Origin of the sequence: Ruoffia sp. FAM 20857, from assembly GCF_045528645.1 — a bacterium.
Lineage (GTDB): Bacteria > Bacillota > Bacilli > Lactobacillales > Aerococcaceae > Ruoffia > Ruoffia halotolerans.
Window position 1 is genome coordinate 60,872 of sequence record NZ_JBGQRB010000001.1, and the last position, 11,735, is coordinate 72,606.

Here is an 11,735-nt window from a genome sequence, read left to right on the forward strand (position 1 = left end):
TTACCCCAACCAAAGGATTTAACTTTATGGCCTATTCAACAGTTAATTCTCTGGTGCCGTATTTGTTAATTCCATCTTTAATATTAATAATGACTAGTTTGTTTACTGACTCTTATAAGCGTAATCTTAATATTGATCTGACGTATCCACTTAAGTTAACAGAATTAAGAATGAGTAAATTTGTCACTGCCTTATTCTATTCAATCATCAGTTACTTAATCTATATGTTAGTCAGTTTTGGGTTGTCTTCATTAATTTCTGGAATAGGGTCTTTTAATTACCCATTAGTAGCTTATGGTGAAGATGGCATATCAATGCATGTTTACGATACATTGACTATTATGCTAGGAAGTATTGCCATACATTTCTTATTGTTAGTACTATTGGTATTACTTGTTTTGTTGCTTTCAGATTATATCCGTAATCGTCTCTATTTATTTTTTGTAATTTTACTGATTGTCTATTCTCAAGTTTTAGTTGTACCTTTAATTCCGCCTTTATATGGAATAAGTCATTTATTTCCTTTCTACTATTTAAATGCGAAGTCCATCATTAGTTATGAATCAGCTTTCTTACTAGGTAATTTAAATTTGAATTTTAAAACAGGTATATTAGTGATTACAGGTTATATTGTTTTATTATCTTCGATAATTTTTACGAACAATTTTAAAAATCAGAAAAGGATGGAGAATTAAAATGAAAAAATTACTATGTTTATTATTTGTATTAGTTACAATTACAAGTGTAGGAGCTACTTCAGCTAGTGCACAAGTTACAAAAGAGGTTATAAGTTCTTACTATTATGAATATAATAAGTTCACTGGTAATACTAGAAATTATGGGTATACATGGATTTTTGTGCCTGCCTCAGCATACATCACTGAAATTGCTGACAATTTTATTAGTGAGAATTTAACTTATATCACTCACAAAAGAAATTACTTTTATTCAAGATATAACTAAAAATTTCATATAACTATTCAATGATTAGTACTATAAAGAATATTTACAAACTTAATAGATTGTGACAACTATTCTTTAGTTGATCACAAAATGTTTTGTTGCATTTTAGAGTGATTTGGTACATTCAAGATGATATTTAATACTATTACTATATAATTGTATTAGTAGACAATGGAGAATAGGAATTACTAAATTTAAGAATGTTCATTAAAATTGTTTCTTGTCAGTATTATCAGGGGAGGTATCATCAATGATTCAGTTATCGGATGTATCCATTCAATTTGAAGAGCCCATTCTAACGAATGTTAGTGTTACATTCCAAGAAGGGAAGATTTATGGTCTTGTTGGAGCTAATGGTTCCGGCAAGAGCTCAGTTCTTCGTGCTATTGCAAGGCTAATCAAGTATGAAGGGAAGATTGAGGTAGGTGGTTCAAACGTAACGCAGGCTCAGAGTGGATTTCAAAAGGTAATGTATTTTGAACATTCTGAGTGGTTTGACTATAACTTAACAGCAATGGACTACCTTAAGCTATATTCAAAATTATGGAAGTCTGAAGTAGAGTTGAAAGAAGTGGTATCTTATTGGGGTATGGAAGATTATGTTAATCGCAAGATTGGCAAATATTCTTTAGGGATGCGCCAAAAACTACTGCTAAGTTTATATGCACTTTCTACGTTAAGATATCTGATTATGGATGAACCGACTAATGGCTTAGATAAAGATGCTGTTATTTTATTCAAACAATGGCTAGAAAAAGAAAAAGTATCAGGCAAACTCATTGTATTTACCTCACACTATCATGATACTATTTTTGAATTGTGTGATGCAGTGTATGAGATTGAAAACCATCAATTGAATCTCGTAGATCAGTGAGGAGGGTAAGCTATGATATTATTAGATTTTTATAGTAAAAAGATTTATCGGAATAAGTTCAACTTGATCTTATTAGTGGTTCTAGGGGTAGTTATGGGTGTGTTGTTATATTTTAATACCTTATCCAATACGCTAGCTCTCTTTGTTGAATCAGAGCTTGGGGCTATGAACGAGCAACTAGCTACGACGACGAATCAAGAACAAATCGCATCTATTGAACAACAGATTGAAAATAATGAACTGTTTTTAGCTTATTATGAATCGGGTCAATATTCTGAAGCCTACAAGACGCGAATTGAAAAATTACACAGAGTAAGAGATATTACAGTGAGAACAACGAATAATGATAGCGAATTAAGACAATGGGATGAATCAATTGCTGAGCTTGAAGTACTTGCAGAGCATAACCTGCAATATGACTCAGTTCATTCTCCAACAAAAGGCTTTCAATTTATGACATATTCGACAGCCAATTCTTTGATTCCTTACTTATTAATCCCTTCTTTAATACTAATAATGGCAAGTTTGTTTACTGATTCTTATAAACGTAATCTCAATATTGATCTAACTTATCCACTTAAGTTAACAGAATTAAGAATGAGTAAATTCACCACTGCTTTATTTTACTCTGTAATCAGTTACTTACTTTATATGTTAATAAGCTTTGGTCTTTCCTCGTTAATCTCCGGGGTAGGGTCTTTAGACTATCCATTCGTAGCTTATGCTAAAGATGGTATATCAATGCATGTTTATGATACGTTGACCATTTTACAAGGAAGTATCATCCTACATTTCTTATTGTTAGTACTACTAGTCTTACTCGTTTTGTTGCTTTCTGATTATATCCGTAATCGTCTTTATTTATTCTTTGTAATGTTATTGCTTGTCTTTTCTCAAGTATTAGTGATACCTTTAGTTCCGCCATTATATGGTATAAGTCATTTATTTCCTTTCTTGTATTTGGATGCGAAGTCCATAATTAGTTACGAATCAGCATTCTTGCTGGGGAATTTAAACTTGAATTTCACCACTGGTATTATAGTGGTTGTGGGGTGGATTGTTGTCTTAGCTGCGATGATTCTTATAAAAGATTTGAAGAAACAAAAAGATATGTAATGCTAACTAGTATAAAAAATACATCGATCCATAAGAGAGCAAATCTCTATGAATTGATGTATTTTATTTATTAATATTCAGTTTGGTTATCTTGGCGTTGTCTTTTTTGCTCATTGGAGATAGCTAATAATTTATCACGTAGGTCATTTTCCATCTCAAGCAATTCTTGCTCTGCCAAACGGCGTTGTTGACGGCCTGTTTGTTGAATCTCTAATGTCTCTTCTAAAGTACTAATTAGATTGCTTTGCGTTTTGCGTAAGGTATCGATATCGATGACACCACGTTCTGCTTCACGAGCAATGTCGACAGTGCTTTGTTTCAACATTTCAGAATTCTTAAGTAACAAGTTGTTCGTTGTCTCAGACACTTGGCGTTGTGATGTGGCCGCGTTTTGTTGTCTAAGTAAGGCTAGGGCAATCGTAATTTGGTTCTCCCATAATGGGATAGCCGTATGGATGGATACTTGAATCTTTTCTGCCAGAACTTGGTTCGTGTTTTGAATCATTCGAATTTGTGGTGCTTGTTGAATAGTCATTTGACGTGTTAAGCGTAGATCATGTGTTCGCTTGTCCAAGCGGTCTAAGAATTGATTTAAGTCGTTCACTTTTTGAACTTCCATTTGATCTTGAGACTGACGTGCTTTTTCGATAGCTGCTGGGATGACTTCGTTTTGAAGTTGTTCCATCTTAACTTCTCCAGCAGCAATGTAGACATTTAAAGCGTCAAAGTAATCTTTATTCTTGTTGTAGAATTGTTCAAGCATTTGGTTGTCATTAAGCAATTCAGTTTTTTCGCGTTCAAGTCGAATGGCCACACGGTCAATTTGGCTCCCAATTTGTTGGTAACGCATTTGAGTTTCAGTAATTGAACTCTTTACACGTTTGAATACACGTTGGAAGATGTTTGGTTCAGCCGTTAGTTGACGTGGGTCAGATTCTTGTAGTTTAGTCATTAACTCTGTAAGAACATCACCGACTTCTCCCGTATCTTTTAATTGGACTTGTTGAAGTATTGAACGAGAAAATTCACTTAATTTTTTCTGAGCGTTTGATCCATAAGCGATGATGGCACCCATGTTCGCTTCATCAATTTGCTTAGCTAAGTCTTGCGCTTGTTTTTGACGATGCTCTGGTAAACGTTCAATTAACTTTTCATTGGATACTTGACGTTTAGCAAGCATTTCTTGATCAGCTAGGTCTTTTTCTAGCGTTTGCTCGATAGTTTCATCGAAGGGATTGGCTAGTAATTCATCAAATTCAGATGATTCTTGTTGCGTTGGTTGAACGGGATCATTGATAGAACCGTGTTCTTGTTCTAATAGTTCGTCGAATAAGTCTTTTTCTTCAGTCATATTTTTCTACTCCTTCGTCTCGATGTCATCATCTTTGTCCATATTATTCCAATCTTCTAATATTTCATCAACCGATTTAGACGGTTCATTTGCTTGCTGGCGATTTAAAGTACGGTTAGCTAAATTAATCTCGTCATCTAAATCTTGGTAAGTTGCTTTGTGGAAGCTAATATAATCTTCAGTTAAGCGTTCAGCTAATTCTTCAATCGTTTGAGCACTTTTTTCTAGAATCAGATACGTTTGTTTGTTCTTAGCAATGTGTTCGCTCACTTCATTGTATTTCTCAGTTAAATCATCTATGGAAGGGAGAATACGGTATATAACATCTCCGGCTTCACTGAAGCGTTTAGGTTCTTTGACAATATCTTGAAAGAATTGCTTACTTATTTCAATCGTATTGTGTCTAACATCAATGGCACGTAATTTAGCAGTAGCGTTCATTTGTTTTTCAATCGAGATAATATGCTCGCGTGTTTGGGCTAATTGTTCTCTAAAGTATGAGATTTCTTCATTAGATAAACCAGCTTCTTGATAATGTTGAATTTTATCTGTTGCTTTGGATCTATAAAAAGGGTTTTTAGTAAAAGATTTTGGCTGATTCACAAATATCTTATCAATGATAAAAGTCATAACTCCAAACCCAAAAAGGGTGGTTAGACATAAGATAAAGAGTGATATTATATTATTTATCATATGATAATCAACTTCAAAAATCGCATTAAGACCTGCCCCCGCAAGACTTAAAAGCGAAAATAAATAGACAATGGTTTGTAAGACATGAGGACTGTCATTAGTTAGATGGTTATATAGACGTGATAATGTTGAAATTGAGCCAAGGGTCATAACGATGACGATGGCTAGGTAAATAAGTGAATAGGGTGAAAATGTTGAGCCGGATAGCAGTATCCCAAGAAATAGTAAAATTACAATAATCATGGGAACATTTCTGTTCTTGCGACTTGATTTATTTGTATGTGGTCGTTTCATAATTAATCCTCCATTTAATTTTTTCTTTTTCATGTTCATCTTAACTAAAGTTTATCATAGAGCATTGAATCATTTATCGGACTAGAGACCCATATTTAAATATTGGGCATATAAATTTAACCGAAAAGTCATGCATTACACACAGAACATGTCTATACTTACAGTTAGAGAAGAATGAAAGGTGGATTGAAGTCTTTACTTGTATTATACAGGAAGAGGCGCTACAATTTGTCTTATATTTATTAGGAGGTACATGATGTATTCGAATCCAGAACATATCCCATTCTTACAAGATGAAGCTTTAAAAGAAAGTGAATTAATCTATGATGGGGCAATCTTACAATTATATCGAAATCAAATCGAATTAGAGAACGGGCAACTTACTTACCGTGAATTAATTAATCATCAATCAGCAGTCGGTATTTTAGCGATCACACCGCGTGATACTGCAATACTTGTGAAGCAATATCGACCTGCAGTAGTCGATCACATTATTGAGATACCTGCGGGTTTAAGAGATTTTATTGAGGGTAAAGAAGAAGATGCACTCCTAGCAGCTAAACGTGAACTTGAAGAAGAGACAGGCTATCAGGCGAACGATTGGACGGAATTAGGGAGTTATTATGTGTCTCCAGGCTTTATTAATGAAAAGGTAACCGTATTTGTTGCGGAAGGCTTAATTAAAGTCGAAAATCCACTTGCTCAAGATGAGGACGAACAGATTGAATTAGTTGAATATAATCGTCAAGAAGTGAAGACAATGCTCGATAATGACAAAGTGAGGGATATGAAGACTGCACTTGCTTTAAATTACTGGCTATATCAAAAGGGTGAATAAAATGTTTAATAGAAAACGAAATAATGACTATGAAGATTATTTAGATTATGATAATAATCAAGAAGAAGAGCTGGAATTTGATGAAACACGTGAGTATCAAAACAATCCAGATGAAACATATGAGGAGAATCAGTGGCCGAGTGAAGAGGATTACTCCTATTATCAAGAGCAACAAGATGACTTCAATCCTGAATATGAAACAAGAAGTCAAAGGTATGCAAATGATGAACAAGAAATTCCATATGAAACAAATTATGAAAGTGAAATACCAGAAGAATATACAGAAGATAATGACGAGCAAGAAGAATCAATAACGAGTCAAAACAAGGCAATGCCTAGACGTGCGAAGTATAATGCACGGATTGATCGCTTCTTAAACAATGGTATTATCATTGTTGGCGTATTATTAATTATCGTGTTAGTCATTGCATTCTTACTATAAAATACATAAAAGAAAGAGGAATAATTATGATTATTGGGCTAATTGGAGCGATGGAAGAAGAAATTCGCGAGTTAAAAAAAACGATTACAAATCAAGAACACACTGAGCAATTCGGTGTAGAATTTATTAAAGGTAATTTGGAAGGCAAAGAAGTTGTTCTCGTATTATCAGGGATTGGGAAAGTAAACGTAACAATCACAGTGACATTATTAAAGCAATTATTTAATGTGACACATATTATTAATACAGGATCAGCTGGAGCACTGGACTCTGCCTTAGAAGTTGGAGATATTGTAATTGCCCATTCATTAACTTATCATGATGTCGATGTAACCGGCTTTAATTATGAGCTTGGACAAATGGCTGGAATGCCAGCGCAATATTATCCAGATACTGAAATGGTAAGAATAGCTCAAAATGCATGTCGTGAGATTGGCTTAGAACCTTATATCGGACAAATTGTTTCGGGTGATCAATTTGTTTCTAAACAAGAACAGAAGTTAGAAATATTAAATAATTTCCCGTTAGCGCGAGCAGCTGAAATGGAATCTACTGCGATTGCTCAAGCTGCGTATGTTATGGATGTCCCATTTGTTATTATTCGTGCGATTTCAGATTCAGCTAATGATGAAGCTTCAGTTACATTCGATGAATTCATTGTTACTGCAGGTAAAGTATCTGCCACAATGGTGATGGCAACTGTTGCAGCCTTATAATATATAATGTAATGACAAAACCTCCTAAGAAATTAGGAGGTATTTTTGTGGATTAACAAAACTTCAATAGCGTTATTTATTAAAATAAAATTAAAACTCTTGACTTAAAAGATTATATATCTTATTATAAACTCATAAATAAAACAGATTATTCCAAAGGACGAAGAGATAGGCAAGGCTATGAAAGAGAATTTGCGGTAGCTGAGAAGCAAAGCATAGCCCCCTATGAAGACACACCCTTTGTATAATAATCAAGGTTGACCCTTTATCGTCAAAGTAATTCTATTACTTGCTGAGATAATTATTGCGAAATAATTATAAAAAAAGGTGGGACCACGTCGTAGACGTCCTTTAATCCAATTGGATTAAAGGACGTCTTTTGTTGCTTTGATTTATAAAAAGGAGATAAGAAAATGAAAAAATTTGTATCAAAAATTAGTATGGTATTTGTCGCTCTATTGTTATTATTATCCGTTTCAAAGCCAAGTTTTGCACAAGAAATAAATAAAGATGAAGGGGTAGTCATTGGTTTCGATGACACTTTTGCCCCTTTTGGTTTCAAGAATGAAGCAGGAGAAAATGTTGGTTTTGATATTGATTTAGCCAATGAAATTCTAGGTCGGCTGGATGTTGAATATTCTTTCCAGCCTATTGACTGGAGTATGAAAGAAACAGAGTTAAATACTGGAAACATTGATATGATCTGGAACGGTTATTCAGTGACACCACAACGTGAAGAAGTTGTCCTATTCTCAGAGCCATATATTCAAAACCGTCAAGTGATTGTTGTTAAAGCGGATAGTGATATTCAATCCAAAGAAGATTTTGCAGGTAGATTAATCGCAACTCAAGAGCAATCTGCTTCACTAGAAGCGATTATGAATGAAGCTGACTTTGCCGAAGCACTAGATGGCGCTCAACCAGTCACATATCCAACGTTTGTAGAAGTATTTAGTGACTTAGATAATGGCCGGGTAGAAGGTATTGTTGTTGATGAATTATTAGCAACTTACTTCCTAGAGCAAAATGGGACAGCAGATCAATATCGAATTTTAGAAGAGAACTTTGGTGAAGAAGATTACGCAGTCGGTTTTCGTAAGACAGATGAAGCGTTTGTTGAAGAGTTTAATGCTGTGTTAGCAGAAATTATTGAAGATGACACATTTACAGAAATTAAATCACAATGGTTTAGTGATGTAGATAGCGAATAATATAACTAATGAGTAAGCTATAAGGAGCGAAAAGAAATGAACTTATCAATGTTACAACCCCTATATAATGGTTTCGTTACAACCTTTCAATTTTTCATATTCACGCTAATATTAAGTATTCCCCTAGGGTTAATTATTGCCTTATTAGCGCAGAGATTTTCGAAAACATTAGGGCTAATAGTGAATGGGTACGTTTATCTTTTTCGCGGAACGCCTTTATTGCTTCAAATGATGTTTATGTTCTTTGGTCTTCCATTTATTGGCATAGTGTTAGGGCGGTTTGAAGCCGCCCTCATTACTCTAGTCTTGAATTATGCGGCTTATTTTGTTGAGATTTTTAGAGGCGGTTTAAATGCCATTCCAAAAGGGCAGTATGAAGCCTTACAAGTTCTTTCAATCAATCGTTTCAATGGGTTGAAAAACGTCATACTTCCACAACTATGGAAGATTGTCATGCCATCCGTGGGGAATGAAGTCATTAGTCTAATTAAAGATACATCATTAATCCATATTCTAGGTTTAGAAGAATTATTAAAAGTAGGTCGGACAATGTCGAACCAACAAGCCAGTTTAATGCCCTTTGTTTATGTAGCCATTATCTATTTATTATTTACAGGTGTGACAACATTGGCGCTGAGATTTATCGAAAGACGTATCGAAGTTTAAAATTAAAAAAAAATTAAAATCTTTGACTTTAACGTTGGTTTCTTTTACCATATTCTTAATAATGATTTATTTATGGATAGGTTTTAAAGATGGATTCCTTCATGAAAGAGAGTTTGCGGTAGCTGGAAAGCAAATCATGAAGCCATACTCACACACACCCTATCACAAAACATAAAACGTTTGACGCGTTATCGTCTCACTTTTGCTCATGTAGTATAAGTGATCAAGTTAATTACCGTGAGGTAATTATAAATGAAGGTGGAACCACGTCTCGACGTCCTTTGCTCCCAAACAGAGTGAAGGGCGTTTTTTAATTTGTTTAAAGGAGTTTGAAAATGAAAAAATGGCTTAATTTATTAATACTTATTATGTTAGTATTTGTACCCATCCAAGCAGCGGCTCAATCAGATATTACAATCCAACCAGGTGAGACGGTTACAGTTGGACTCGATTCAACTTTCGCACCCTATGGGTTTTTAGATGATGGTGAATATACAGGCTTTGACATTGAATTAGCTGAAGAAGTCTTTGGCACAATGGGAGTTGATTATGAGTTCCAATCCATTGACTGGTCAATGAAAGAAGCGGAATTGAATAACGGAAATATTGATATGATCTGGAACGGTTATTCAAAAACACCTGAGAGAGAAGAATTAGTACTTTTTTCTGATAATTATGTCGAAGGTCGTGTCGGTGTATTAGTTAAGAATGAAAGTGATATTCAAACGATCGGAGATTTAGAAGGAAAAAAGGTTGCGACTCAAGAAGGTTCCTCTCAATTAGAAGCAATTAGACAGCAACCAGGCTTAGAGGAATCTTTAGATGGCGGTCGAGTGATTACTTTTTCATCTTTCAATGAAGTCCTTCAAGAATTAGCAACAGGACGGGTGGATGCGATTGTTGTTGCAGAATTAGTAACAAGATATTATTTCTCACAAAATGGTCAAACAGGTGAGTATCGCATGTTAGATGAAGATTTTGGTATTACTGAAACTGCCGTAGGTTTCAGACAAAATGAAACAGCTTTTGTTGAAGACTTTAATGTCGCTTTAAATGATGTATTAAATAGTGAAGCTTATGAAGAAATAGAAAATCGTTGGTTCGCTGAATTAGGTGGTGATGAGTCTGCTGAAGAAGCCAATATGCTTGCACCTTTATTGGATGCAGCCAAGACAACTTTACTCGTATTTTTTGTTGTTTTAATTGTAAGTATTCCACTTGGTTTGATTATCGCCTTATTAGAACAACGAGCACCAGCTTGGATAAAAGCAATCATCCAAGTATATGTTTACGTCTTTAGAGGGTCACCATTACTCCTTCAATTAATGGTTGTATATTTCGGCTTACCGTTTTTAGGTATTACACTAGACCGTGTGCCCGCAGCCTTAGCGACCATGATTATTAACTATGCTGCTTATCTAGTGGAGATTTTCCGAGGAGGCTTAAATGCCATTCCTCAAGGTCAGTACGAATCATTAAAAGTATTATCCATTAATAAACTAACGGGATATCGTCGAGTGATTCTTCCGCAACTTTGGAAAGTGGTAATGCCTTCCGTAGGTAATGAAGTCATCAGTTTAGTAAAAGACACATCACTTATTTATATTCTTGGTTTAGACGAATTACTAAAAGTAGGGCGTTCATTATCAAATCAGTACGCAAGTATGATGCCGTATTTATATGTCGGTGTGATTTACTTAGCTTTAACAGGAATTGTCACAATTGTATTAAATCAAATTGAGAAGAGAATTGACTATTAGGAGGATTACAAATGAGTTTAATCGTAAAAGACGTTAGTAAACAGTTCGGGAATAATGTCGTAATAAGTAATTATAGTATGGAAGTTGCCCCAGGAGAAATTACAGTCATTCTAGGGGAGTCGGGAAGCGGGAAGACAACATTACTGCGTATGATCAATCACTTGGAAGAAGTTGATAAAGGTTCTATCTCGATTGATAATACTTACTTAGTTAAAGACGGAGAATATCAAGATAATCAATCCATTAAAGATTATCAATACAAGATCGGACTTGTGTTCCAAGATTATCAATTATTCCCAAACTTAAGTGTGACTGAGAATTTATTATTAGCCCCACTTTCGAATAAATTTGCTGACAAAGCAGTTTTAGAAGAAAGAGCGGCTTCATTGTTGGAACAAATGGGTGTCGGAGACAAAGGGGATTCTAAACCGAGCCAGTTATCAGGTGGACAAAAGCAACGTGTTGCGATTGCGCGAGCGATGATGATGAATCCAAGCTTACTTTGCTTCGATGAACCAACCTCTGCCTTAGATGAGAAAACTGTCGGTAAAATTGCGGAATTAATTACTCAACTATCTAATCAAGGGATTATGATTTTGATTATTACCCATGATAATGAATTAGTAAAATTATTAGGAGACGCAAGAGTGATTCGAACGACAGAATTTATCAAATAATGCTTGCTTTTGATACACCTGTTTGGTACACTAGCTCTTGTGTAAAATAATGCAGCGTTAAAACAGAAAGCGCGTCAACATTCTAAAACCTAATGAAATAAGTAGGGCATCGAGTAACCGCGGCTGCTAATGGT

13 protein-coding genes are annotated in these 11,735 nt (G+C 34.7%); 11 read left to right on the forward strand and 2 right to left on the reverse strand.

The features are described from left to right. Nucleotides 1–170: 170 nt before the first annotated feature. The 4 genes from ACEN4N_RS00300 to ACEN4N_RS00315 all read left to right on the forward strand — a co-directional run bounded on the left by ACEN4N_RS00300 (nt 171) and on the right by ACEN4N_RS00315 (nt 2,953). Entirely contained in the window at nt 171–695 is a 525-nt protein-coding gene (locus tag ACEN4N_RS00300) for a hypothetical protein (protein ID WP_407093478.1), read from the forward strand. A 1-nt stretch (nt 696) separates the two neighbouring features. Beyond that, complete coding sequence (locus ACEN4N_RS00305) at nt 697–963, forward strand: hypothetical protein (RefSeq protein WP_218931774.1); 267 nt, start codon at nt 697–699, stop codon at nt 961–963. 250 nt (nt 964–1,213) lie between these two features. Further along, nucleotides 1,214–1,837, forward strand: coding sequence for an ATP-binding cassette domain-containing protein (locus ACEN4N_RS00310; RefSeq protein WP_407089568.1), 624 nt, complete (start codon nt 1,214–1,216; stop codon nt 1,835–1,837). A gap of 12 nt (nt 1,838–1,849) precedes the next feature. Continuing rightward, nucleotides 1,850–2,953: a hypothetical protein gene (locus tag ACEN4N_RS00315; protein WP_218931776.1), complete on the forward strand. Its 1,104-nt coding sequence runs from the start codon at nt 1,850–1,852 to the stop codon at nt 2,951–2,953. 70 nt (nt 2,954–3,023) lie between these two features. On the opposite strand, the gene ACEN4N_RS00320 is transcribed toward ACEN4N_RS00315, so the two are convergent. Then, nucleotides 3,024–4,304, reverse strand: a complete 1,281-nt coding sequence (locus tag ACEN4N_RS00320; protein WP_407089569.1) for a toxic anion resistance protein — start codon at nt 4,302–4,304, stop codon at nt 3,024–3,026. Between the two features lie 6 nt (nt 4,305–4,310). After that, nucleotides 4,311–5,324 carry a 5-bromo-4-chloroindolyl phosphate hydrolysis family protein gene (locus ACEN4N_RS00325; protein ID WP_407093479.1) on the reverse strand — a complete coding sequence of 338 codons (1,014 nt, stop codon included), beginning with the start codon at nt 5,322–5,324 and terminating at the stop codon, nt 4,311–4,313. 223 nt (nt 5,325–5,547) lie between these two features. Here ACEN4N_RS00325 and ACEN4N_RS00330 point away from each other — a divergent pair, with 223 nt between their 5' ends. The 7 genes from ACEN4N_RS00330 (at nt 5,548) to ACEN4N_RS00360 (ending at nt 11,601) form a co-directional block, all read left to right on the forward strand. Next, nucleotides 5,548–6,129 carry an NUDIX hydrolase gene (locus ACEN4N_RS00330; RefSeq protein WP_407093480.1) on the forward strand — a complete coding sequence of 194 codons (582 nt, stop codon included), beginning with the start codon at nt 5,548–5,550 and terminating at the stop codon, nt 6,127–6,129. A 1-nt stretch (nt 6,130) separates the two neighbouring features. Then, complete coding sequence (locus tag ACEN4N_RS00335) at nt 6,131–6,571, forward strand: hypothetical protein (RefSeq protein WP_407089572.1); 441 nt, start codon at nt 6,131–6,133, stop codon at nt 6,569–6,571. A 26-nt stretch (nt 6,572–6,597) separates the two neighbouring features. Then, the gene (locus ACEN4N_RS00340) at nt 6,598–7,287 is read left to right on the forward strand and encodes a 5'-methylthioadenosine/adenosylhomocysteine nucleosidase (RefSeq protein WP_407089573.1); all 690 of its coding nucleotides are present in this window, start codon (nt 6,598–6,600) and stop codon (nt 7,285–7,287) included. Nucleotides 7,288–7,700: 413 nt separating this feature from the next. Continuing rightward, nucleotides 7,701–8,498, forward strand: coding sequence for an amino acid ABC transporter substrate-binding protein (locus ACEN4N_RS00345; protein ID WP_407089574.1), 798 nt, complete (start codon nt 7,701–7,703; stop codon nt 8,496–8,498). Between the two features lie 36 nt (nt 8,499–8,534). Then, nucleotides 8,535–9,164: an amino acid ABC transporter permease gene (locus ACEN4N_RS00350; RefSeq protein WP_407089575.1), complete on the forward strand. Its 630-nt coding sequence runs from the start codon at nt 8,535–8,537 to the stop codon at nt 9,162–9,164. Between the two features lie 335 nt (nt 9,165–9,499). Further along, nucleotides 9,500–10,924, forward strand: a complete 1,425-nt coding sequence (locus ACEN4N_RS00355; protein WP_407089577.1) for an ABC transporter permease subunit — start codon at nt 9,500–9,502, stop codon at nt 10,922–10,924. Between the two features lie 11 nt (nt 10,925–10,935). Then, nucleotides 10,936–11,601, forward strand: coding sequence for an amino acid ABC transporter ATP-binding protein (locus ACEN4N_RS00360; protein WP_407089578.1), 666 nt, complete (start codon nt 10,936–10,938; stop codon nt 11,599–11,601). Nucleotides 11,602–11,735: the final 134 nt, after the last annotated feature.